The organism is Enterobacter sp. 168J2 (assembly GCF_034107265.1).
GTDB lineage: Bacteria > Pseudomonadota > Gammaproteobacteria > Enterobacterales > Enterobacteriaceae > Enterobacter > Enterobacter nematophilus.
Genome location: NZ_JAWNEB010000003.1, coordinates 172,482 through 197,387, shown reverse-complemented (window position 1 = coordinate 197,387; position 24,906 = coordinate 172,482). Strand labels below are relative to the sequence as shown.

The 24,906-nt window shown below is 56.8% G+C and carries 18 protein-coding genes and 1 tRNA gene; 9 read left to right on the top strand and 10 right to left on the bottom strand.

The window, feature by feature from the left end; genetic code table 11:
* The first annotated feature begins 38 nt into the window (after positions 1-38).
* From queF to xni, 5 genes are all read left to right on the top strand, one after another.
* Positions 39-881, top strand: coding sequence for an NADPH-dependent 7-cyano-7-deazaguanine reductase QueF (queF, locus tag USG84_RS11495; protein WP_253543210.1), 843 nt, complete (start codon positions 39-41; stop codon positions 879-881).
* A gap of 114 nt (positions 882-995) precedes the next feature.
* On the top strand, positions 996-2,360 hold the full coding sequence (ppnN, locus tag USG84_RS11490) for a nucleotide 5'-monophosphate nucleosidase PpnN (RefSeq protein WP_023309027.1): 1,365 nt from the start codon (positions 996-998) through the stop codon (positions 2,358-2,360).
* A 515-nt stretch (positions 2,361-2,875) separates the two neighbouring features.
* Complete coding sequence (locus USG84_RS11485) at positions 2,876-4,171, top strand: HAAAP family serine/threonine permease (RefSeq protein WP_151412387.1); 1,296 nt, start codon at positions 2,876-2,878, stop codon at positions 4,169-4,171.
* A 65-nt stretch (positions 4,172-4,236) separates the two neighbouring features.
* Positions 4,237-5,604 carry an L-serine ammonia-lyase gene (locus USG84_RS11480; protein WP_151412386.1) on the top strand — a complete coding sequence of 456 codons (1,368 nt, stop codon included), beginning with the start codon at positions 4,237-4,239 and terminating at the stop codon, positions 5,602-5,604.
* Positions 5,605-5,716: 112 nt separating this feature from the next.
* Entirely contained in the window at positions 5,717-6,472 is a 756-nt protein-coding gene (gene xni / locus USG84_RS11475) for a flap endonuclease Xni (protein WP_253543212.1), read from the top strand.
* 109 nt (positions 6,473-6,581) lie between these two features.
* Here xni and rlmM read toward each other — a convergent pair whose 3' ends face one another.
* The 4 genes from rlmM to USG84_RS11455 all read right to left on the bottom strand — a co-directional run bounded on the left by rlmM (position 6,582) and on the right by USG84_RS11455 (position 9,604).
* Positions 6,582-7,682: a 23S rRNA (cytidine(2498)-2'-O)-methyltransferase RlmM gene (gene rlmM, locus USG84_RS11470; protein WP_253543213.1), complete on the bottom strand. Its 1,101-nt coding sequence runs from the start codon at positions 7,680-7,682 to the stop codon at positions 6,582-6,584.
* On the bottom strand, positions 7,675-8,070 hold the full coding sequence (locus tag USG84_RS11465; protein ID WP_061097216.1) for a DUF423 domain-containing protein: 396 nt from the start codon (positions 8,068-8,070) through the stop codon (positions 7,675-7,677). Before USG84_RS11465 ends, rlmM begins: the two co-directional genes overlap by 8 nt.
* Positions 8,071-8,109: 39 nt before the next feature.
* Positions 8,110-9,027, bottom strand: a complete 918-nt coding sequence (gene gcvA, locus USG84_RS11460; protein WP_014885066.1) for a glycine cleavage system transcriptional regulator GcvA — start codon at positions 9,025-9,027, stop codon at positions 8,110-8,112.
* 349 nt (positions 9,028-9,376) lie between these two features.
* Entirely contained in the window at positions 9,377-9,604 is a 228-nt protein-coding gene (locus USG84_RS11455) for a YgdI/YgdR family lipoprotein (RefSeq protein ID WP_008499648.1), read from the bottom strand.
* Between the two features lie 192 nt (positions 9,605-9,796).
* Here USG84_RS11455 and csdA point away from each other — a divergent pair, with 192 nt between their 5' ends.
* Both csdA and csdE read left to right on the top strand, forming a co-directional pair.
* Positions 9,797-11,002, top strand: coding sequence for a cysteine desulfurase CsdA (csdA, locus tag USG84_RS11450; protein ID WP_253543214.1), 1,206 nt, complete (start codon positions 9,797-9,799; stop codon positions 11,000-11,002).
* Positions 11,002-11,448: a cysteine desulfurase sulfur acceptor subunit CsdE gene (gene csdE / locus USG84_RS11445; RefSeq protein ID WP_320738272.1), complete on the top strand. Its 447-nt coding sequence runs from the start codon at positions 11,002-11,004 to the stop codon at positions 11,446-11,448. The genes csdA and csdE overlap by 1 nt, the downstream gene beginning before the upstream one ends.
* Here the strand turns inward: csdE and tcdA are convergent.
* The gene (tcdA, locus tag USG84_RS11440; RefSeq protein WP_253543216.1) at positions 11,439-12,245 is read right to left on the bottom strand and encodes a tRNA cyclic N6-threonylcarbamoyladenosine(37) synthase TcdA; all 807 of its coding nucleotides are present in this window, start codon (positions 12,243-12,245) and stop codon (positions 11,439-11,441) included. The two genes, csdE and tcdA, sit on opposite strands and share 10 nt — an antisense overlap.
* Before the next feature lie 75 nt (positions 12,246-12,320).
* Entirely contained in the window at positions 12,321-13,418 is a 1,098-nt protein-coding gene (mltA, locus tag USG84_RS11435) for a murein transglycosylase A (RefSeq protein WP_061097213.1), read from the bottom strand.
* Between the two features lie 209 nt (positions 13,419-13,627).
* On the opposite strand from mltA, the gene USG84_RS11430 reads away from it, so the two are divergent.
* Positions 13,628-13,704: transfer RNA gene (locus USG84_RS11430), tRNA-Met, on the top strand.
* An 88-nt stretch (positions 13,705-13,792) separates the two neighbouring features.
* Here the strand turns inward: USG84_RS11430 and amiC are convergent.
* Positions 13,793-15,046 (bottom strand): N-acetylmuramoyl-L-alanine amidase AmiC, encoded by a 1,254-nt coding sequence (gene amiC, locus USG84_RS11425; protein WP_014885071.1) that lies wholly within the window; start codon positions 15,044-15,046, stop codon positions 13,793-13,795.
* A gap of 226 nt (positions 15,047-15,272) precedes the next feature.
* On the opposite strand from amiC, the gene argA reads away from it, so the two are divergent.
* Entirely contained in the window at positions 15,273-16,604 is a 1,332-nt protein-coding gene (gene argA / locus USG84_RS11420) for an amino-acid N-acetyltransferase (protein WP_014885072.1), read from the top strand.
* 34 nt (positions 16,605-16,638) lie between these two features.
* Here the strand turns inward: argA and recD are convergent, their stop codons facing one another.
* From recD to ptrA, 3 genes are read right to left on the bottom strand one after another with little or no spacing between them, the layout of a single operon-like run.
* Entirely contained in the window at positions 16,639-18,459 is a 1,821-nt protein-coding gene (gene recD, locus USG84_RS11415) for an exodeoxyribonuclease V subunit alpha (RefSeq protein WP_151412384.1), read from the bottom strand.
* Entirely contained in the window at positions 18,456-21,998 is a 3,543-nt protein-coding gene (gene recB, locus USG84_RS11410; RefSeq protein ID WP_320738271.1) for an exodeoxyribonuclease V subunit beta, read from the bottom strand. Before recB ends, recD begins: the two co-directional genes overlap by 4 nt.
* A complete protein-coding gene (gene ptrA / locus USG84_RS11405; RefSeq protein ID WP_151412383.1) occupies positions 21,995-24,877 on the bottom strand; it encodes a pitrilysin in 2,883 nt (960 codons plus the stop codon). The genes recB and ptrA overlap by 4 nt, the downstream gene beginning before the upstream one ends.
* Between the last annotated feature and the right edge of the window lie 29 nt (positions 24,878-24,906).

Genomic DNA, 24,906 nt, shown 5'->3' with positions numbered 1-24,906 from the left:
CTCTGCCCATAAGTGTACCTGTAAAGTGGCTATGAAACATGTCTTACGAAAATCATCAGGCGTTAACCGGCCTAACGCTGGGTAAATCGACCGATTACCGCGATACCTACGATGCAGGCCTGCTGCAGGGCGTGCCGCGCAGCCTGAACCGCGATCCGCTTGGACTGCATGCGGACGCATTGCCGTTTGTCGGCGGCGATATCTGGACGCTGTACGAACTCTCCTGGCTTAACGCGCGCGGCCTGCCTCAGGTGGCGGTCGGCCACGTTGAGCTGGATTACGCCAGTCAGAACCTGGTGGAATCCAAAAGCTTTAAGCTCTACCTCAACAGCTTTAACCAGAGCAAATTCAACAGTTGGGATGAGGTTCAGCAGACGCTGGAGCGCGATTTAACCGCCTGCGCACAGGGAAAGGTAAGCGTTTCACTGTACCGCCTGCACGAGCTGGAGGGACAGCCGATTGCCCACTTCCACGGAACCTGCATCGACGAGCAGGACATCGAGGTGGAGAATTATGAATTCAGCGCCGATTACCTCGAAAACGCGGCGAGCGGAAAAGTGGTTGAAGAGACGCTGGTCAGCCATCTGCTGAAGTCCAACTGCCTGATTACCCATCAGCCGGACTGGGGCTCGGTGCAGATCCAGTACCGCGGCCCGAAAATTGACCGGGAAAAGCTGCTGCGCTATCTGGTGTCTTTCCGCCACCACAACGAATTTCACGAGCAGTGCGTGGAGCGTATTTTTAACGATATTCAGCGTTTCTGCCAGCCGGAGAAGCTGAGCGTTTACGCGCGCTATACCCGCCGTGGCGGGCTGGACATTAACCCGTGGCGCACCAACACCGATTTTGTGCCCGCAACGGGCCGGCTGGTGCGTCAATAATATAAATATTTTCACAATATGCGTGCGGTATTCCGCCGAAGTGTTGTGAAACGTCACGCGGCAGGGCTATTGTAATCAAAGGGAATGACGATAATCGTCCCATAAGGAGCTCACTTGATTACACATATTAGCCCGCTTGGCTCAATGGATATGTTGTCGCAGCTGGAAGTGGACATGCTTAAACGCACGGCCAGCAGCGATCTTTATCAACTGTTTCGTAACTGTTCACTTGCCGTACTGAACTCCGGAAGCCTGACAGATAACAGTAAAGAACTGCTGTCCCGCTTCGAAAGCTTTGATATTAACGTGCTGCGCCGCGAGCGCGGCGTGAAGCTGGAAGTGATCAACCCGCCGGAAGAGGCCTTTGTCGACGGGCGTATCATTCGTTCCCTTCAGGCTAACCTGTTTGCGGTGCTGCGTGACATCCTGTTTGTAAACGGGCAGATCCACAACGCAGGCCGCTTCCAGCATCTCGACCTGGAAAGCTCGGTCCATATCACCAACCTGGTGTTCTCTATTCTGCGCAACGCCCGTGCCCTGCACGTTGGCGAAGCACCGAACATGGTCGTCTGCTGGGGCGGCCACTCGATTAACGAAACCGAGTATCTCTATGCCCGCCGGGTCGGAACGCAGCTTGGCCTGCGCGAGCTGAATATCTGTACCGGCTGCGGTCCGGGTGCAATGGAAGCGCCAATGAAGGGTGCAGCGGTGGGTCACGCGCAGCAGCGTTACAAAGAGGGGCGGTTTATCGGCATGACCGAGCCGTCAATCATTGCCGCTGAGCCGCCTAACCCGCTGGTCAATGAGCTGATTATCATGCCGGATATCGAGAAGCGTCTTGAGGCGTTTGTCCGTATCGCTCACGGGATTATCATCTTCCCGGGCGGCGTGGGAACGGCGGAAGAGCTGCTCTATCTGCTGGGGATTCTGATGAACCCGGCCAACAAAGATCAGGTTCTGCCGCTGATCCTGACCGGGCCAAAAGAGAGCGCCGACTACTTCCGCGTGCTGGACGAGTTTATCGTGCATACGCTGGGCGAAGCCGCGCGTCGTCACTACCGCATCATCATTGATGACGCGGCGGAAGTGGCGCGCCAGATGAAAAAAGCGATGCCGCTGGTGAAAGAGAATCGTCGTGATACCGGCGATGCCTACAGCTTTAACTGGTCAATCCGTATTGCGCCTGACCTGCAGATCCCGTTCGAGCCGACCCATGAAAATATGGCGAACCTGAAACTCTACCCGGACCAGCCGGTGGAAGTGCTGGCCGCCGACCTGCGTCGCGCCTTCTCCGGGATTGTGGCTGGCAACGTGAAGGAGATGGGCATCCGCGCGATTGAGCAGTATGGTCCGTACAAGATCCACGGTGACCCGGAAATGATGCGCCGTATGGACGACATGCTGCAGGGCTTTGTGGCTCAACACCGCATGAAGTTGCCGGGTTCAGCCTACATTCCGTGCTACGAAATCTGCACGTAACCCTCAGCTTCTTCTCCTCAAAGCCGGGGCACCCTATAGCGGGTCCCGGCTTTTTTTATTACCGAATCAATTCATAGGCTTCACTTATAACTTTAACAAACTGACGGCAAACGCAATCGATTACCTCCATTTAACAACCGTAATTTATCAGCCTTAAACTAAATTACCTGCCAGAAAATCCTAAAAATCCATATCTTTAAAGCGAAAGACACCTATCTCGCGGGCCGCTCTTTTAGCTCACATGTCGTTGGTGGTAGCCTTCGCGCGCGTAAATTCTATTTGATGTTTTTTTAACAGATAAATGGTCTAAAGATGCCCACATCATAAGTGGATTATTGCATTTGGGATCGCGATCACTGATAGATTCATAACGAGAATGTATCTTTCCGCCCGCCAATAGTTACGGGCGAAAATTATTAAAAAACCGTCACTGAACGAATTTCATATTACCGTCAGGCACTTTTTCATCGGATTTGACTAAAAACCTGACAATTTGCTTCCTCCAGGAGATACAGATGGAAACCACTCAAACCAGCACCGTTGCTTCGATTGATTCCCGAAGTGGTTGGCGCAAAACGGATACCATGTGGATGCTGGGCCTTTACGGCACGGCAATCGGCGCTGGTGTACTGTTCCTTCCTATCAACGCAGGCGTCGGCGGTCTGATTCCGCTGATCATTATGGCCATCATCGCCTTCCCGATGACCTTCTTCGCACACCGCGGTCTGACCCGCTTCGTGCTGTCCGGTAAAAACCCGGGCGAAGACATCACCGAAGTGGTTGAAGAGCATTTCGGCGTAGGCGCAGGTAAACTGATTACCCTGCTCTACTTCTTCGCGATTTACCCTATTCTGCTGGTTTACAGCGTGGCAATCACCAACACCGTTGAAAGCTTCATGACGCACCAGCTGCACATGACGCCGCCACCGCGTGCCATTCTGTCTCTGATCCTGATCGTCGGCATGATGACCATCGTGCGCTTCGGCGAGCAGATGATTGTTAAAGCCATGAGCGTGCTGGTCTTCCCGTTTGTGGCTGCGCTGATGCTTCTGGCCTGCTACCTGATCCCACAGTGGAACGGCGCGGCGCTGGAAACCCTGTCCCTGAGCAGCGCGTCTGCGACCGGTAACGGCCTGCTGATGACTCTGTGGCTGGCGATCCCGGTAATGGTCTTCTCCTTCAACCACTCTCCAATCATCTCCTCTTTCGCCGTGGCGAAACGCGAAGAGTACGGTAATGGCGCAGAGAAGAAGTGCTCCAGCATCCTGGCCCGCGCTCACGTAATGATGGTGCTGACCGTTATGTTCTTCGTCTTCAGCTGCGTACTGAGCCTCTCACCGGCGGACCTGGCGGCAGCGAAAGAGCAAAACATCTCTATTCTGTCTTACCTGGCGAACCACTTTAACGCGCCGCTGATTGCGTGGATGGCACCGATCATCGCGATGATCGCCATCACCAAATCCTTCCTGGGCCACTACCTGGGCGCACGTGAAGGCTTCAACGGTATGGTGATTAAATCTCTGCGCGGTAAAGGCAAGAGCATTGAAATCAACAAGCTGAACAAAATCACTGCACTGTTCATGCTGCTCACCACCTGGGCGGTAGCGACCCTGAACCCAAGCATCCTGGGCATGATTGAAACCCTGGGTGGCCCGGTTATCGCGATGATTCTGTTCCTGATGCCGATGTACGCGATTCAGAAAGTGCCTGCCATGCGCAAGTACAGCGGCCAGGTCAGCAACGTGTTTGTGGTGATCATGGGTCTTATCGCTATCTCTGCGATCTTCTACTCCCTGTACACCATGTTCTGATGAACGCCCGCGCCGCCTTCGGGCGGCGCACTCCTCCCCCTCTGACTGAAAGCAATGGACGCATCATGATTAGCGTATTCGATATTTTCAAAATCGGTATTGGTCCTTCCAGCTCTCACACCGTCGGACCAATGAAAGCCGGTAAGCAGTTCACGGATGACTTGATTGCACGCGGCATTCTGCACGACATCACCCGCGTGGTTGTCGATGTGTACGGCTCGCTTTCCCTGACCGGGAAAGGCCACCATACCGATATCGCCATTATCATGGGCCTGGCGGGAAATCTGCCGGATACCGTTGATATTGACGCGATCCCTGGCTTCATCCAGGACGTGAACACCCACGGTCGTTTGCTGCTGGCGAACGGTGAGCATGAGGTTGAATTTCCGGTTGACCACTGCATGAATTTCCATGCGGACAACCTGTCGCTGCACGAAAACGGCATGCGCATTACCGCGCTGGCCGGCGACAAAGCGGTATACAGCCAGACGTATTACTCCATCGGCGGCGGCTTTATCGTCGACGAAGACCACTTTGGTCAAACCAGTAACTCTACTGTTGAGGTGCCGTATCCGTACAAAACCGCGGCGGACCTCCAGCGCCACTGCCATGAGACGGGTCTTTCCCTCTCCGGCCTGATGATGAAAAACGAGCTGGCCCTTCACAGCAAAGAGGAGCTGGAACAGCACTTCTCTAGCGTCTGGGACGTGATGCGCGGCGGCATTGAGCGCGGGATCACCACCGAAGGCGTTCTGCCGGGCAAGCTTCGCGTACCGCGTCGTGCGGCGGCGCTGCGGCGTATGCTGGTAAGCACCGACAAAACGACAACGGACCCGATGGCCGTCGTGGACTGGATCAACATGTTCGCCCTGGCGGTGAATGAAGAGAACGCCGCAGGCGGCCGCGTCGTCACGGCGCCGACCAACGGTGCCTGCGGTATCGTTCCGGCCGTGCTGGCGTACTACGACAAGTTTATCCGTGAAGTGAACGCGAACTCCCTGGCGCGCTACCTGCTGGTCGCCAGCGCGATTGGTTCGCTGTATAAAATGAACGCCTCCATTTCCGGTGCGGAAGTGGGCTGTCAGGGTGAAGTCGGCGTGGCATGCTCTATGGCGGCGGCGGGCCTGGCGGAGCTGTTGGGCGCAAGCCCGGCGCAGGTGTGCATCGCTGCAGAAATCGGCATGGAACATAACCTGGGGCTGACCTGCGATCCGGTTGCCGGACAGGTACAGGTACCGTGCATCGAGCGTAACGCGATTGCCTCCGTCAAGGCGGTGAACGCGGCGCGTATGGCGCTGCGCCGCACCAGCGAACCGCGCGTCTGTCTCGATAAAGTTATCGAAACCATGTACGAAACCGGTAAAGATATGAACGCCAAATACCGCGAAACCTCTCGCGGCGGCCTGGCGATGAAGATCGTAACCTGCGATTAAGCCTCTCAGTAAGCCTCGTTTTGCGAGGCTTCTTCCTGTTTTCCCCTCCATTCATAGTTTCACGCTGCTGACAGTGTTACCCTTCACGCATTAGATAGAAGGGAGATTATCTGTGGCCGTTCATTTGCTAATCGTCGACGCGCTTAATCTGATTCGCCGTATCCATGCGGTACAGGGCACGCCCTGCAAGGACACCTGCCTGCACGCGCTGGAGCAGCTTATTCGCCACAGCGAGCCGACGCACGTCGTGGCCGTGTTTGATGACGAAGCGCGCAACAGCGGCTGGCGACATCAGCGCCTGCCTGACTACAAGGCCGGACGCGCGCCGATGCCGGACGATCTGCATGCCGAAATGCCCGCCCTGCGTGCCGCCTTTGAGCAGCGCGGCGTTCCCTGCTGGGGCGCACACGGCAATGAAGCTGACGATCTGGCCGCGACGCTTGCGGTAAAAGTGGCCAGCGCAGGACACCAGGCGACGATCGTTTCAACCGACAAAGGCTACTGCCAGCTTCTCTCCCCCACGATCCGCATTCGCGATTATTTCCAGAAACGCTGGCTGGATGCCCCCTTCATCGCCAGCGAGTTTGGCGTCTCACCAGAGCAACTGCCTGACTATTGGGGTCTGGCGGGAATCAGCAGTTCTAAGGTTCCGGGAGTTGCAGGCATCGGGCCAAAGAGCGCCGCCCAGCTGCTGACGGACTTTCAGAATCTGGAAGGTATTTACGCTCGTCTGGATGACGTGCCGGAAAAGTGGCGCAAAAAGCTGGAAGCGCATAAAGAGATGGCGTTTATCTGCCGGGATGTCGCGACGTTACGGACGGATTTACAGCTGGACGGGAATTTGCAGCAGTTAAGGTTAGAGCGTTAAGATCCCCCTCACCCTAACCCTCTCCCCATAGGGGAGAGGGGACTGCTCGGTGCGGTCTTTTCCCCCTCGCCCCTTTGGGGAGAGGGCCGGGGTGAGGGGAAACATTGAATTATCGCTCGTCGCGACGCCCACCTACAGCCGCCCACCAGCGACGAATGTGTACCGTCACCTCTTCGCGGTCGTGGTATAGCTGACGCGCCTGGATCTCCACGTTAATACCGTGCTCATCCAGCTGTGCCTGAATATAGGCCAGGTTCTGGGATACCTCCTCGTAGCGCTTTTTCATCGGCAGCTTGAGGTTGAAAATGGTCTCACGGCACCAGCCGTTCACCAGCCAGGAGGCCATCAGCGCGGCAACTTTCGCCGGCTTCTCCACCATGTCGCACACCATCCACGAGATATTGTTGCGGGTTGGGCGATAGCGGAAACCATCTTCACGCAGCCAGGTGACCTGCCCGGTGTCCATCAGGCTTTGCGCCATTGGGCCGTTATCCACGGACGACACCCACATGTTGCGTTTCACCAGCTGATAGGTCCAGCCGCCCGGGCACGCGCCAAGGTCGACGGCATACATGCCGTTAGCCAGACGCTCATCCCACTCGTCTGCCGGGATAAAGACGTGAAACGCCTCTTCCAGCTTCAGGGTTGAGCGGCTCGGCGCATCTGCCGGGAACTTCAGGCGCGGGATGCCCATAAAGAATGGCGAATTGTTATTGGTGAACGAGTAGCCCGCATAGCAGCAGCCCGGTGCGATAAAGAAGATATGCACCACCGGACGCTTCGGCGTTTCGTAGTTTGTCAGTATGCCCGCGTCACGCAGCGCCGCACGCAGCGGCACGGTGAACTTACGGCAAAACTTCATCAGCTCTTTGCTTTCGTTGGTATCGGCAACCTCAACGCGCAGGTCGCCGCCCTTCTCCACCACGCCCTGCAGCATGCCCACAATAGGCGTGATGCGATCTTCAGGCGGAAGATCTTTCAGCAGTTCACCCGCGACGAACATCTGGCGGGCGAAGATCAGCGAGCTGAACGGCAGCTCGCGCGCCAGCTTGTCGGCGTCTTCAGGCTGATAACATTCAAATACCACATAGCCCGCATTCTCTTTGACGCGGGCAAAGCCGAAGACTTCGCGCTTCGCCGCTTTATCGGTAATTTCCGCGGCGCACTCTTTCTCAAACCCCGGGCGACAATATAAAACAACCTTATTCATGAACAACGCCCTTGCGTTTCAGACGGATAGCTCCGATAAACATTAATACCCAACCCGCCAGGAAGCTGACGCCGCCGACAGGTGTAACAAACGCCCACAGGCGCAAATGCGAGAGTGCCAGGCAGTAAAGGCTGCCGCTGAACAGCACGGTACCCAGCGCCATAAATACGCTACTCCAGTAAAACCAGATGCTGATCCGGCGCTGCATCGCCACCGCCAGCCCAAAAATAGCCAGGGTATGGAACGCCTGGTATTCAAGGCCGGTCTGGATCCAGCCCATCTCGACGGCGCCCAACGTCTTGCTCAATACGTGCGCGCCAAAGGCGCCCAGTGCAACAAAAATAAAGCCACTCACCGCGGCAAAAATCAGCATGAATCGGCTGGTCATGTTTAAGTCCTGAATTAATGCGTGCCCGGCACACAAACGTTATTGTTCATACCTGAAGCGGAATTTTTCTTGCTCGCTTGCCGCTTTCGCCAGTATCCACTGCCGGAAGGCGGCTATTTTACCCAGTTCTGCCTGACTGTCATGACAAACCAGATAAAACGCATTCTTGCTGACCAGTACATCATTAAAAGGGCAAACCAGACGGCCTGCCTCAATTTCGGACTGCGCCATCACGTTGTTCGCCAACGCCACGCCCTGTCCGTGAATGGCAGCCTGTAGCACCATCGCACTGTGGCTAAAAATGGGGCCTTGCTGCACGTTTATATGACTAAGACCTAATTGACGGGTATAAGTTTGCCAGTCGCGGCGAGAGGCATCATGTAAAAGCGTATGCTGCGCCAGGTCAGCGGGTGTTTTCAGCGCCTTGTCGCCCGTTAAAAGCAGCGGCGAACAGACCGGCAGCAGATATTCTGCGTATAATTTTTCAACGCGCAAGCCCGGCCAGTTGCCGCGACCATAAAAAATGGCGACATCCACATCATCCGCCAGCTTGTCTTCCTGACGATCCACCGCCTGGATTCGAACATCGATCCCCGGATAAGCTGAGTTAAAGCTTGAGAGCCTTGGCACCAGCCACTGAATAGCAAAACTGGGCAATAAACTAACAGTCAGGGCACCTTTTGCACTGCGAGCCTGCAGCTTACGCGTGGCTTCCGTAAGCTGGGAAAAAATCTCTTTAATATCCTGAAAATAGCTCTGCCCCTCTTCGGTCAACAGCAAGGAACGATTGCGTCGGCGGAACAGCTTAAGGCCCAGGAAATCCTCCAGGGACTTGATTTGATGACTTACTGCGGCCTGTGTCACAAAAAGCTCATCTGCCGCACGGGTGAAGCTCAGGTGACGTGCTGCTGCATCAAAAACGCGTAATGCATTAAGGGGTGGCAATCGCTTTGACATGGTTATCTGGCTTAGATGTTAACGGAATTTAACAAACAGGAAACAACGTTTAACCTATTAGTTTTTTTTATCTGAGCCATTATAATTTGTCCGTTGAGGAACTACCAGCAAATACCTATAGTGGCGGCACTTCCTGAGCCGGAACGAAGAGCTTTTTTCGGAATGCGTGTTCTGAAGGGCTTTTGGCTTACGGTTGTGATGTTGTGTTGTTGTGTTTGCAATTGGTCTGCGATTCAGACCACGGTAGCAACGCTACCAATTTTTCACTTCCTGTACATTTACCCTGTCTGTCCATAGTGATTAATGTAGCACCGCCAATTTGCGGTGCTTTTTTTTCGCCTGCGATCGGTTAATGCTCGATCTCTTTCATCTCTTTCACGTCCGTGCGGTTGATCTGCTGCTTGTTCCCGTTAGCATCTTTGTACGAAATCATCCCGGTATCGTTATCGGTAGTCGGTTTCCCTTCCGAAACGATAGAACGACCATCGTTTGTGTGCATCACGTAGTTGTTACCAGAACAGGCGCTCAGGGCAAAAGTAAACGCACAGGCAGAAATGATTGCAGCTGTCTTATTCATGATTATTCTCCTTTAGCAATTAATGCTATTCAAACCTCGATTTATAACAGGCTAAAACATCCGCCTAACACTATTTAGCATAACCTGCTTTTTCGAGGTCGCCAGGATAAGCAGACGAATCTGATAGATATCAACCTCCTTGCCCTGCCGCTGAAATTGCGCGACGATCTCTCTATCGACACGAGGAATTCCATGAACGCTTTCAGTCCTGCGCAGTTTCGCGCACAGTTTCCGGCGCTGGCCGATGCCGGTATTTACCTTGATAGCGCCGCCACGGCCCTGAAGCCTCAGGCGGTGATCGAGGCCACGCAGCAGTTCTACAGCCTGAGCGCCGGCAACGTACATCGCAGCCAGTTTGCCGAAGCGCAGCGCCTGACCGCGCGCTATGAAGCCGCACGGGATCAGGTTGCACGCCTGATTAATGCCGAAAGCGGGAAAAATATCGTCTGGACGCGCGGTACGACCGAAGCCATCAATATGGTGGCCCAGTGCTATGCTCGCCCACTGCTTCAGCAGGGGGATGAAATCATCGTCAGCGAGGCGGAACACCACGCTAACCTGGTGCCCTGGCTGATGGTGGCGGAGCAAACGGGGGCGCGCGTTGTAAAGCTCCCGCTGGGTGCAGACTTACTGCCAGACGTGGCGCGTTTACCTGAACTGATTACGCCACGCAGCCGCATTCTGGCGCTGGGGCAGATGTCCAACGTCACCGGCGGCTGTCCGGATCTGGCTCGCGCCATTGAGATTGCCCATGCCAGCGGCGTGGTGGTGGTGGTCGACGGCGCTCAGGGCGTGGTCCATTTCCCTGCTGATGTGCAGGCGCTGGATATCGACTTCTATGCCTTCTCCGGACACAAGCTTTACGGGCCGACCGGAATTGGCGCGCTGTACGGTAAGCCGGAGCTGCTGGCAAAAATGACGCCGTGGCTCGGCGGCGGCAAAATGATTACCGAAGTGTCGTTCAATGGCTTCAAAACGCAGGATGTCCCCTATCGTCTGGAAGCCGGCACGCCGAACGTGGCGGGCGTCATTGGCTTAAGCGCGGCGCTGGAATGGCTGGCTGAAACGGACAGTGGACAGGCCGAAAGCTGGAGCCGGGGTCTAGCCACTCTTGCCGAAGAAGAACTTAAAAAACGCCCGGGTTTCCGCTCGTTCCGCGTGCAGGATTCCAGCCTGCTCGCCTTTGATTTTGCGGGCGTGCATCATAGCGATATGGTGACGCTGCTGGCCGGATACGGCATTGCCCTGCGTGCCGGACAGCACTGCGCCCAGCCGCTGCTGGCGGCGCTCGGCGTTACCGGTACCCTGCGCGCCTCGTTTGCGCCGTATAACACCCAAAGCGACGTCGACGCGCTGGTTAGCGCCGTTGACCGCGCCCTTGAAATACTGGTGGATTAATGACTAGCGCTGCTTTAGCCGGACATCCGTTTGGCACCGTCATCACAGAAGAGACCTTAAAACAGACCTTCGCCCCGCTCCAGCAGTGGGAAGATAAATATCGACAGCTGATCCTGCTGGGCAAACAGCTCCCTGCCCTTTCAGACGATCTTAAAGCGCAGGCGAAAGAGATTGCGGGCTGCGAAAACCGCGTCTGGCTGGGCGTAAGCGTCTCCGGCGAGAAGCTGCATTTCTTCGGCGACAGCGAAGGGCGCATCGTCCGGGGTTTGCTGGCGGTATTGTTAACCGCCATAGAAGGGAAAAGCGCGGCGGAGCTGCTGGCACACTCGCCGCTGGCGCTGTTCGACGAGCTGGGGCTGCGCGCGCAGCTTAGCGCCTCGCGCGGCCATGGCCTGATCGCGCTCAGCGACGCGGTGCTGGACGCAGCCCGTCAGGCTCAGGCCTGACGTTCCGCCTTCGCCATCATCTTCTTCAGGGCGTGAGAGACCGCCACAAAACCAAAGGAGGCGGTTACCATGGTGGCCGCCCCAAAGCCTGACGCGCAGTCCATGCGTTTTGGCCCTTCCGCCGTGCTTTTCATCGCACAGACTGAACCATCCGCCTGCGGGTAGACCAGCGCTTCGGTGGAGAAAACGCAGTCGACGCCCAGCTTGCCCTTGCTGTTCTTCACCACGTTGAAGTCGCTCTTCAGGCGTTCACGCAGCTTGGCCGCCAGCGGATCCTGAATGGTTTTCGCCAGGTCGGCCACCTGGATCTGCGTGGGATCGATTTGCCCGCCCGCGCCGCCCGTCGTGACCAGCGGCACCTTGTAACGACGGCAGTACGCGATCAGCGCCGCTTTTGGCCGCACGCTGTCAATGGCGTCAATCACGTAGCTGTAGCCTTTGCTCATGTACTCCGCGACGTTATCTGCCGTTACAAAGTCGTCGATCACCGTCACGCGGCACTCCGGGTTGATGAGACGAATACGATCCGCCATCACCTCGGACTTCGCCAGGCCGACGCTATCACGCAGGGCGTGGATCTGACGGTTAGTGTTGGTCACACAAACGTCATCCATATCAATCAGCGTGATCGCGCCAATACCGGTTCTCGCCAGCGCTTCCGCCGCCCAGGAACCGACACCGCCAATGCCCACGACGCAGACGTGCGCATCCGCAAACAGCTGCAGGGCTTTTTCACCATAGAGACGTGCCGTGCCGCCAAAACGCTGGCGCCAGGCATCGCTGATTACCACAGACATAAAACCTCAGATGTAAAAAGGGTGAGGTTTTCCTCACCCTGAACAGTAATCCGTATTGCGCTCAGAATACCACAATCAGCCGCTGAATACGTTTCCGGTGCCCGGCGCCGCCTTCAGCACCCATACGCGTCCGTAGTGGTTATACCAGCCTGCGCGATGGCCTGCGTCAGGGCCAATGCCCTGATAGATATCAAAGTGCTGGCCCTTAATCGCTCCGCCCACATCCAGGGCTACCATCAGACGCAGCTCATACTTGCCGTTGAACTTGCCGTTGTTGTCGAGCAGAGGGACTTCCGCCAGCAGCGTGGTACCCGCAGGAATGATAGAACGATCCGATGCCACCGACGCGCGACCAATCAGCGGCACGGCGCTGGCGCCTTTAACCGGGGCAAAGTTTTGTGGTTTAAAGAAGACAAACGACGGGTTCTGCTCCAGCAGCTCGCGCACCTCGGCTTCACTGTGCTTTTCGCCCCACTCGCGGATCGCCTGCATCGACATATCTTCTTTCTTCACTTCGCCGCGGTCGATCAGCACCTTACCGATGCTGCGGTAGGCATGGCCGTTTTTCCCGGCATAGCTGAAGAAGTTGAGCGGCGAACCGTCGCCAAAGTCAATGTAGCCGCTGCCCTGCACGTCCATGATGAAGTTATCCATCAGGGAGTTGCTGTAGGCCAGGACGTAGTTTTCGCTCAGCGCACCGGCGTAGATTTCGGCGCGGGACGGCAGACGGCCGCGTTTTGGCGGCATACGGTAGATAGGGTACTGGAACTCGCCCTGGCGCGTGTGTCGCGCCTGAACCACGGGCGTGTAATAGCCGGTGAACTGGACGTTGCCGTAATTATCCGCCCCTTCCATCTGCCAGGCATCAATACCAAACTGGCGCATGTTGCGCGTATCGCCGCCCGCCTTCAGCCAGTCCTGTACCGCGCTATAAACATTGTTCTGTGAGCTATACAGACGCGGCGACGCGTTACGGATCTGGTAGACCTGCTCGGAGAAATCCCCGGCGTTGATCGGCGCGCCAACGGCGTCAGGCTGATTTACTAAAGAGAAAGGCTGGGATAACTTCCCGTCTTTATACTGCTGACCGCGATCGGTCGGTTTGGAAGAACAGGCCGCAAGAATCGCTACCATTGCGCCCGTCATCAGATACTTCGCCCAACGTCCTTTCATTATATCTCGTCTTTAAGTTGCCCATTTCCGCGTGATGAAGATAACAAACCGACAAAGCGAATGAAATGCGATCGCATGCCCTTTGGCAAATTCTGAGCAAAAAATATTCCAAATGCCGCAACGCCGTTCAATTTACATACAAAGTTAATGATTTATGTGAAAAAGGGGTTGCATCACAAACCTATCCGAGTATAGTGCGCATCCACGGACGCGGGGTGGAGCAGCCTGGTAGCTCGTCGGGCTCATAACCCGAAGGTCGTCGGTTCAAATCCGGCCCCCGCAACCAACACTTCTAAAAACAATAAACACCCTTAAGGGTGTTTTTTTGTATCTGCCGTTTGTGAATCTGCCGGGCGTTACACCCGGCTTAAAACCTACCCGCGCCGCGCCAGCGTCGCTCCGTCTGAGAAATACGCCCGTATCCCCGCCAGAATCGACTCCGCAACCTCCTGCTGGAACTTTGCCGTCTTGAGCTTACGCTCTTCTTCCACGTTACTGATAAACGCGGTTTCGACCAGTATGGACGGAATATCCGGTGCCTTCAGCACCGCAAACCCGGCCTGCTCAACGCTATTTTTATGCAGCTTATTGATGTTCCCCAGCTTGCCCAGCACCGCTTTACCAAACTTAAGGCTGTCGTTAATGGTCAGGGACTGCACCATGTCGAACATGGTGTGGTCAACGTAGCGGTCGCCGCTTTTGCTCACGCCACCGATCAGATCCGAGGCGTTCTGGGTGTCCGCAAGGTATCGCGCCGCGGTACTGGTCGCACCTTTGGTTGAGAGCGCAAACACCGACGAGCCGCTCGGCTGGCGGCTGGTAAAGGCATCCGCATGGATCGAGACGAACAGATCGGCACGCTGCTTCTGCGCTTTCGCCACCCTCACCTTCAGCGGAATAAAGACATCCTCATTGCGCGTCATGTAGGCGCGCATATTGCCCTCTTTATCAATTAACGCCTTCAGACGACGGGCAATTTGCAGCACCACGTCTTTTTCACGCGTATGGTATTTCCCCACCGCTCCGGAGTCTTCGCCGCCGTGGCCGGGATCGAGCATGATCACAATCGGACGATCGCGCCCTGCTTTCCCCGGCTGCGGGCCGCTTTGCGCAGGCGGCACCTGACGCTGAAGATCGCCTTTGTTGTAATCCTCCAGCAGGGCGAGAAGCGGATCCTGAATATCCGTCGCATTCGCCGGGTAGAGATCCATCACCAGACGCTCTTTAAACGTCGCGACGGGCGCCAGGGCGAACAGCTGCGGCTTAACGTTCTGCTTAAGCTCAAACACCATGCGCACGGTTTGCGGATCAAACTGCCCGACGCGCGCCGATTTAATAAACGGATCGTCACCGCGGATCTGCGCCGCCATGCCTTTCAGCACGGAGTTGAGGTTCACCCCTTCGAGATCCACCACCACGCGTTCAGGGTTGCTGAGGGCAAATTGCTTATATTTCAGCACGCGATTGGATTCAACCGTCACGCGCGTATAGGTCGACGACGGCCAGACGCGCACCGCCACCACCTGACTCGTGGCGGCAAGACCGACCTGGCTGACGCTAAGCAACCACATTGCCCCGGCCCCTTTTAACAAACGGCGGCGGCTTATTGCTGAATTGGATCCCGACATGCTTCTCCCGAGCAAGAAAACAAACTGATATACAAAAGTGCAGATTGACCGAAAACTTTAACGAATGACGCATAAACTGTCATCTATAAAAGGGTAAACAATCATACGTTAACGCACGGATTACTTATTATTTTCTGTGTGTCGCAGAAAATTTGCACTTGCACACGCGCCCACAATCGAATAAAAATACAGAAATTACGAATAAACATTCATTAAGGGTTGTGTCATGGTGAAGGAACGTAGAACCGAACTGGTCCAGGGATTCCGCCATTCTGTTCCCTATATCAACGCCCACCGGGGAAAAACGTTTGTCATCATGCTGGGCGGCGAAGCCATCGAGCATGAAAATTTTTCCAGCATCGTCAATGACATTGGCCTGCTGCACAGCCTCGGGATCCGCCTTGTGGTGGTCTATGGCGCGCGTCCGCAGATTGACGCCAACCTGGCCGCCCACCACCACGAGCCGATTTACCACAAACACACCCGCGTTACGGATGCCAAAACCCTTGAGCTGGTGAAACAGGCGGCGGGGCTGCTGCAGCTGGATATTACCGCTCGCCTGTCGATGAGCCTGAACAACACGCCGCTACAGGGCGCGCATATCAACGTCGTCAGCGGCAACTTTATCATTGCCCAGCCGCTCGGGGTGGACGATGGCGTGGATTACTGCCACAGCGGCCGCATTCGTCGTATTGATGAAGAGGCCATTCACCGTCAGCTCGACAGCGGTGCCATTGTGCTGATGGGACCGGTGGCGGTTTCCGTAACCGGCGAAAGCTTTAACCTGACGTCCGAAGAGATTGCCACCCAGCTGGCGATCAAGCTGAAGGCGGAAAAAATGATTGGGTTTTGCTCCTCCCAGGGCGTCGTAAACGATGAAGGGGTGATTGTGCCGGAACTCTTTCCGAATGAAGCTCAGGCCCGCGTTGAAGCGCTGGAAGCCGAGGGGGATTACCACTCCGGCACCGTCCGCTTCCTGCGCGGCGCCGTGAAGGCCTGCCGCAGCGGCGTGCGCCGCAGCCACCTGATCAGCTATCAGGAAGACGGAGCCCTGCTGCAGGAGCTGTTCTCCCGCGACGGTATTGGCACCCAGATTGTGATGGAGAGTGCGGAGCAGATTCGCCGCGCGACCATCAACGATATCGGCGGTATTCTGGAGCTGATCCGTCCGCTGGAACAGCAGGGTATTCTGGTTCGTCGCTCCCGCGAGCAGCTGGAGATGGAGATCGACAAATTCACCATTATCCAGCGCGATAATCTGACCATTGCCTGCGCCGCGCTCTACCCGTTCCCGGAAGAGAAGATCGGAGAAATGGCCTGCGTGGCGGTGCACCCGGACTACCGCAGCTCTTCACGCGGCGAAATGCTGCTTGAGCGCGTGGCGGCACAGGCGCGTCAGATGGGGCTGAGCAAGCTGTTCGTCCTGACGACGCGCAGCATTCACTGGTTCCAGGAGCGCGGGTTCACGCCGGTGGATATTGATTCTCTGCCGGAAACGAAAAAAGAGATGTACAACTATCAGCGCCGTTCAAAAGTGCTGATGGCTGACCTGGGATGATACGACGCCCTCACCGTCCGGCGAGGGCTTTCGTTCAAAGAGACTCAAATATCGCGCTCAGCCCGCTTCTGCGTTCCGTGCGGGTGGCAATCGCCTGCACCAGCACCCGCTCATCGGTATAGAGCGACAGACGCTGACGCGCGCGCGTAATGGCGGTATAGATCAGCTCGCGGGTAACGACGGGGGAAAGCTGTGTGGGCAGGATCAGCGCCGCATGGTTAAACTCAGAGCCCTGGGATTTATGCACGGTCATCGCCCAGGCGGTTTCATGCTCGGGCAAACGGCTGGGCTGGAAAGACTTCACGCTCCCGTCCGGCATCTGGAACCAGACGCGGAGCCCCTGTCCGCGATCGAGCGCAATCCCAATATCCCCGTTAAACAACCCCAGCGCGCTGTCGTTGCGGGAGATCATCACCGGCCGGCCTTCATACCAGCGCGAGTGCGGAGTACGGTTGATTTTACGCTTTTGCGCCAGCAGCTGTTCCAGCCTGTCGTTCAGGCCGCTGACGCCAAAGGGTCCTTCCCTCAGCGCGCAGAGCAGCTGGTATTCGCCAAACGCGGCAATAACCTGCTCCGGCGTGCTTTGCTGCTGTACGCACGTCAGAAAATGTTGATACCCCAGCAGGGCGTCATCGAGCATCGCCTGATACTCTTCCCCGGTTTGCAGCGATTTTTTCTCAATATCGGTGAAGGTACCGTCAAATACCGCACAGGTGGTGTGGCGGTCGCCCCGGTTCACCGCCGCCGCAAGCTGGCCAATGCCGGAGTCGCTGCCAAAACGGTAGCTTTTTTGCAGCAAACACAGGCTGTCGCGCAGCGCCCCCGCAAGTAAATGATTTTCAGCCGCGAGCGAACATCCGGTCAGGCGCGCCAGCTCCTCGGCGCGTTCAGCGGTATACCCCAGGCTGGCATAGGTGCAAATATCGCCCAGCACGGCCCCGGCCTCCACGGAGGCTAGCTGATCGCGGTCGCCGAGGAAAATGACGCGCGCGTGCGGCGGTAACGCATCAATCAACCGCGACATCATCGTCAGGTCAATCATCGACGCTTCATCCACTACCAGCACGTCCAGATGCAGCGGGTTACCGGCATGGTAGCGCAGACGCTGGCTACCCGGCTGTGCGCCAAGCAAGCGGTGCAGCGTACTGGCCTCGTTAGGGAAAAGCGCAAGCTGATCCCCGCTAAGCGGCAGTTTTTGCAGCGCCCCGCCTAACGACTCCGTCAGACGTGCAGCCGCTTTACCGGTGGGTGCCGCCAGGCGAATACGACACTTTTGTTCACCCGATAACTGAATCAGCGCGGCAAGCAGCTTTGCCACGGTGGTCGTTTTACCGGTACCCGGACCGCCAGAAATCACCGATATCCGCCGCGTTAACGCCACCGCTGCCGCCACTTTCTGCCAGTCTGTCGCGTCGTCAGAGGTAAACAGCGTATCCAGCGTTTGCCGGATCAGTGCTTCATCGCACGGGAGCGGAGCATTGGTCTCGCTGAAAAAGCGCGCCACCGTCAGTTCGTTACGCCACAGCCGGTTCAGATACAAACGCTCGCCCGTCAAAATCATTGGCGTCCCGGTATCGGCGCCGCTGACGGCAGGCGAGCGAAGTAATATGTCCTGCCAGTCCACTGCATCACCCAGCAGCGCGAAACACGCCTGCAGAGCCGGAGGCATTTTCTCATCCACCACCAGACGTGAAAGCGGGAGACAGACATGCCCCTCTCCCGCATCTTTACTCAGGATCGCGGCGGCAAGCATAACGGCAGGCTCTTCGCCCGCCACCATCATGGCAAACTGCACGTCCAGGTGGCGCAGTACTTGTTGTTCAACCGCGTCCAGCAGTAGCGCCTGCATCGTCATGCCACCTCCTCCGTGCTTGCAGCAAACAGGTTATCCATCTTTTCAATCAACTCCGCAGCCGGACGGGTGCTGAAGATACCCGAACGCGGGTCGTTAGCATCCACGCCGCGCAGGAACAGGTAAATGACGCCGCCAAAATGGTCTTCATAGCGATAATCGGCCATGCGATGGCGCAGGTAACGGTGCAGCGCCAGGGTGTAGAGCTGATACTGCAGATCGTAGCGATGCATTTGCATCGCTGAGGCCATCGCCTGCCGGGTATAGGCTTCGCTGTTTGCCCCCAGCCAGTTCGATTTGTAATCCAGCAGGTAGTAGCGCCCTTCGTGGCGGAAAACCAGGTCGATAAAGCCTTTCAGCATCCCCTGCACCTGGCGGAAATTCAGCGGCGGGCACCCGGCGGATAACGGATCGTACTCGCGGATCAGCGCATCAAGCGCCTCGGCCCTGAGCGGGCTGGCGATGGGAAGATAAAACTCCATCTCCACCTGCTTATCTTTGGCGGTCAGCTGGCTCAGCGAGATCCCCTGCGCCGTGAGCGGCGCGTGCAAAACAGCGCCGATCCATTCAGTGAGAACCGGCTGCCACTGTGCGTCGTAGCCGCCGCTCTGTAACATCTTCAGCACCCACTCTTCTGATACCGGCTGGGTAAAATCCAGCTCTTCAAAGAGGCTGTGCAAAAACGTGCCCGGTGAGGCGCCGCGCGGGAACTGATGCGGCGTGAGCACCGGCTCGACGGGCACGCTCCCGGCCCCTGCGGCATCCACGTCCAGTTTTGGCATCAGATCCTGCGCAATACTCTGTCCATGCTGCTGTAAACCGGAGTAACTGGTGACGCGCCAGTCGTCAGCGATTGTGCGAGCCACCTCGCGGGCATGCAGGGCTGACTCTCCCTGCTCCGGCGTCTGCCAGCGGCGGCTGTCGGGCTGGGATGGAATATGCAGGGCAACATGCTCTGAGCAAAGTGATTCGATGCACTGGCGCAGCCCTGCGGCATCTTTAGGTTCGCCGCGCTGAATAAGCCGCCCCAGCGCGCTCAGATGAAAATCACTCTCTCCGCTCTTTTCGCCACGGCGACGGAACAGCGGCGCGACGCCGAGGGAACAGTGCCAGACCGAACGGGTCAGCGCCACATAAAGCAGGCGCAGGTCTTCCGCGAGACGCTCGGCTTCGGCCAGCTCGACGCTGGACTCCGCGTTGCTGAGATCGAGTACCGCTTCGAACGACTCGCGATCGTGGTAAAAAGCCTGGTCCTGCACGCGATAATTGGCGATAAACGGCAGCCAGACCAGCGGATACTCCAGGCCTTTCGACTTGTGAATGGTGACGATCTGAACCAGATGTTTATCGCTCTCGAGGCGCATCTGCTGGCTTGAGGAATTGCTGTTCGGGTCGGCAATCTGCTGGGCCAGCCAGCGCACCAGAGCATGCTCGCTCTCCAGCTGCGTACCCGCCTCCTGGAGCAGCTCGCTGATGTGCAAAATATCGGTCAGCCGACGTTCACCGCCCGCTGTCGCGAGCATGTTCTCCGCAATGTGACGCTGTGCCATGAGCTCGCGCACCATCGCCATCACGCCGCGCTTCTGCCATTTTTCACGGTAGCGAACAAACTCTTCTACCACGGCATCCCACGCGGCTTCGTCATTGTTGAGCGCATCAATGTCACGCGCGTTCAGCCCGAGCATCGCGCTCGCTAAGGCGCTGCGCAGCGTGCTTTCACGCTCCGGGGCCAGCACGGCCTGAAGCAGCCATAGCATCTCAAGGGCTTCCAGCGTTTCAAAAACGCTGTCGCGGTTGGAGAGGTAAACGGACGGTATATTCAGTAGCGTCAGGGAATCGCGGATAAGCGCGGCCTCCTGACGGCTGCGCACCAGCACCGTAATATCGGATGCCTTTACCGGGGCTGGTTTATCCTCCTTCCACAGCAGCGCATCACCGCGCGCGCCTGCGCTGAGCCAGTCCCGAATTTGCGCCGCACAGTGCTGGGCCATCGCATTTTGATAGTCCGCGACGCCCCAGCCTTCCCCGTCCAGCAGCCAGAAGTTCATGGCTGGCTGAGTTTCGCCATTAAACTCGAAGCGCAGCGCGGTATTTTTCAGGGCGAACTTGACCGGCTGGAATGGGATCTCCCGGAACATAAACGCCGTATCCATGCGGCTGAAGAGCGCATTAACGCTTTCCACCATGCCGGGAGACGAGCGCCAGTTGGTGTCGAGCGTGTAGTGCGCGTCGACCTCGCCCCGGGCTTTCATGTAGGTGAAAATATCCGCACCGCGGAAGGCGTAAATGGCCTGTTTAGGATCGCCGATTAACAACAGCGCGGTGCCGGGCTGCTGGCGCCAGATACGGCGGAAAATGCGGTACTGCTGAGGGTCGGTATCCTGAAATTCGTCAATCATCGCAACCGGAAAGCGGGTGCGAATCGCGGCGGCAAGCGCTTCGCCATTTTCACTGCACAGCGCCGCATCAAGTCGGCTCAGCATATCGTCGAACCCCAGCTCGCCCCGGCGGCGCTTTTCGCGCGCGACAGCGTCGCGAATCTCCGTCATGGCGCGAGTGATCATCAGATCGTTGAGCGTCAGAGGCTCCGCCAGCAGGGTTTCAATCGCCACAAACAGCGGATGTTCAGGCACGATGCCGTCGGCTTTGGTCCGCTCAACCAGGAAACGCCGGGAGAATTTCTCCAGCGCGTCCGGGAGCTGGTAACCGCGCGTCTCTTCCTGCGCCCACGCGCTGATCTTCTCGATCCATTTGCCCTGGTTGCCGCGATTGAACTTACGTCGGTCGATCCCGGAGTTCTCAATGATCGCGTCAATCTCACCGACAGATTCAATCCATTTTTGCTTGATGTCGGCAATTTTCGCGATGATTTTTTCATGGCGTGAGGCCAGGGTTTCATCCGCTGGCGGTGGAGATTTGATGACCGGCGCTTCCCCCTGAAGATAACGATCGATAGCGCGCAGCAGCGCTTCGGGCCCCTTCCACAATGCGTGTACCGCTTCGGCAATATCTCGCTGTAACGGATAGCAGTGGCGACGCCAGAAATCCGCGCAGGCCTGATAGCGAAGCACGGATTCATCTTCAATGAGCTGTTGTTCAAACAGCATGCCGGATTCAAACGCGTTCAGGCTCAGCATGCGCTGGCAAAAACCGTGAATGGTGAAGACGGACGCTTCGTCCATCTGCCTTTCCGCGAGGAGCAGCCACTGGGCTGCCTGTTGCTTATCGGCAATCTCTTCCAGAAGGCTCGCGTAGAGAGGATTATCCGTGCTCTGGCGCAGACAGGCGATGCGCAGTTCGTGGATATTGGTCCGAATACGGCCGCGCAGCTCAGCGGTGGCGGCCTCGGTAAAGGTGACCACCAGCAGCTCTTCCACGCTCAAAGGACGTGGAAAAGCGGCGTTACCGCCAAGCCCTAACAGCAGACGCAGATAGAGCGCGGCGATGGTGAAGGTTTTTCCGGTTCCCGCTGAGGCTTCAATCAATCGTTCACCCTGCAGAGGTAAACGTAAGGGATCAAGGGACTCAGCGGTATCGGTCATTCTTTCTTACTCCAGGGCATAGATTGCTGCAGCGCGCTGACGCTCTTCCAGACTTTCCAGCCTTTCGGGTTAACGTAGTCCGTTTTCCCGTTCTGGCTACCGGAAACCTGAGACAGGATAGTGATGCCCTGCGGCTTAATCACGGCCTGATGGAAGAAATCGGCAGCCTTCTGCGGCGTCAGCTGTTTTATCTCGGCCACTACTTTATCACGCGAATCAAATTTCAGATTACCGCGATCGAAATCTTTGCTCAGCTGCGACGCCTCTTCGCCCAGCGTCTGCGGCGGCTGCATCACCTGCGCGATGACGGCCTGCTGGATCTGAGCAAACTCTTCCGGCTTCATGGCCCGCAGTTTTGCTTCCACCTGGGGGAAGAACGCCTGATAGCGCTGCCAGAGATAGGCCGGCTGTTTGTCGCTGCTTTGCAGCAGGAAGCCCAGCCCCCACTGACGGCCTACGTTCATCGAGAAGGCAAACACCGCGTAGCCAAGCTGCTCTTCTGTGCGGAGTTGGTTATAGAACCACGGCTGAATAATCTGTCCCAGAACGGCGCTCTGCGCAGAGCTGGCGAATTCATCATAGCCCGTTGGCACAAACACCGCGGCCAGCGCGGAATCGGTGCTGCTTCCCGCCTTTTCAAAAATCACATTCTGTTTTTTCTCAACCAGCACGTCCTGGTTGCGGCACCACTCGTCGCCTTTCGAACCAAGCTGCGTGCGGACATTTTCTGCCAGCGTTTTGGCCTGTTCTTCGCTCATGTTGCCGACGATAAGAAACTCCGGGCGCGTGTTGGTTTTCAGCGCGTCACGGTAAGCCAGCACCTCTTTTAATGAGATTGATGGCAGCAAGGCACGGCGTTCTTCACGCTGGAAATAAGGTATTTGCGACAGCATTTGCGCCGGCATAAGCGCCTGATCGTAAGCTTTGCCCTTCTCCGCGGAATCCATCATCTGCGCATACCAGGATTTAGCCTGCTCAAGCTGCTCTTCCGTTGGCGTGTAGCTAAAGTAGCCCTCCAGCAGCGCCTTGAAAAGCTGAGGCAAACGCTGGGTATAGCCATTTGCATTAAGCATCAAACCGTTGTTGGCGTTGGTGGAGAAGCTGATGCCACCCACGGCCGCCTGGTTGCTGAGCTGATCGAGCGCGATACCGGCCAGATAGTCATTGAGCGCGAACATTACCTGATTTTTGGCGCTGTTCATCGCTTTAGGGTTACGCAGGACCACGCTGACATCGGCCTTTGGCTCGCTCGCGAAATAACGGCTTGGGGTATACACCACGCGCAGCGTCGGCTCATCAATAATGAGCTCCGGATGTGGGTAATCTTTAGTCGTTTTGATCAGCGAGAAATCATCCGGGATATAGGGGTTCAGCTCCGGCAGCTTCAACGCAATCTCACCGGCCTTCTTCTGCCAGTCGGCGAAGGTCTGGTCGCTGATTTTGTCTACCTGATAAGGGGCATCAACAAAGTACGCCGTCTTGTTATGCGGTTCGTTCGGGCTGATGTACCAGATGCGGGCATTCTGCGGCGTCATCATCGCCAGGCGCGCTTTTACCGCCTCGGCATCATAACGATCGGCAATATTGACCGCGTCAAGCGTGTGCGCCACCGGCACGCGGATCATGGTATCCGCCAGCCACTCGACGTAATCCATATCGCGGGTAATGGACGGGTAACGGAAATCGAGATCCAGCACGTGCGCCAGTTCATCAAAATAGCGCTTATCGACGCCTTTCTCGCGCAGTAAAGAGAGGTAGCTAAAGATAGCCGCCACCACTTCATCACGGTTGGCTTGACCTTTGTCGGTCAGGGTGGCGGAGATCGCCAGCACGCCGCTATTGCCGTTTACCACGGGATCGGAATCGGCGCGGATCCCTTCCACCAGCCCCTGTTTTTGCAGCCAGTCAGATAAGGTTCCCGGGCTGCGGTTACCAATCAGGTAGGTTACCAGCTCGTCGGTTTTGCTGCGAAACTGTGCGGTGTTGTTATCAATGCGGAACTCAACGCGCAGCACTTTGCGGGGCATGGCAGGGACGTAGTGGATGACGATCCCTTTTTGCGCGTCCGTGACAACCGGTACGTCTATCTTCGGCAGGTCGATATTTTTATTCGGCACCCGGCCAAACGTTTGTGCCGCCAGACCGGCAAGCTCCGGCAACGGTTTGTTGCTGTAGATAACCGCCTTCATCAGGTTGGCAGAGTAGTATTTGTCGCGAAACGCATGCAGGGCGTCAATGACCGGGCTTCCCGGTTTATCGCTCAGCGTCTCCAGGTTACCGCCCGAGAAACGTGACCCCGGATGCGCCGGGTTGATGGTCTCGGCGCTGACCTGCGCCATGCGCATACCGTCCCGGGTACGGGCCATGGTCAGCTCCGCATTGACAGCATTGCGCTCGCGGTCGGCGTATTTTTTATCCAGCAGCGGCGCGGCGATAGCATCGGCAAGACGATCAACCGCCCCTGCCAGCGCGTCATTTTCGACTTCGAGATAAAAGGCCGTGCGATACGGTGCCGTGCTGGCATTGTGGCTGCCGCCGTGCATTTTCAGGAATTCAGAGAGGCTATCCGGCTGCGGATATTTTTTAGAACCCATCAGCGTCATATGTTCGAGGTAATGCGCCAGCCCCGGATGCGCCTCAGGATCTTCCAGCGATCCAACCGGCACTACTAACGCCGAGAGGGATTTCACCGCCTGCGGATCGGAAACCAGCAGCACGGTCATACCGTTATCAAGGCGGATAGCCTGATACTGGCGGGTATCTTTTTCGCTCTTACGGATAGTTTCCTGAACGGGTTGCCAACCGGAGCCTGCCTGAGTGACGGGAGCCCAAAGGGCGACAAACAAAACAAACGCTTTGAACAAGGTGCTGCCTGGCATTACGACCTCTTTATCACGGCTTCATCATT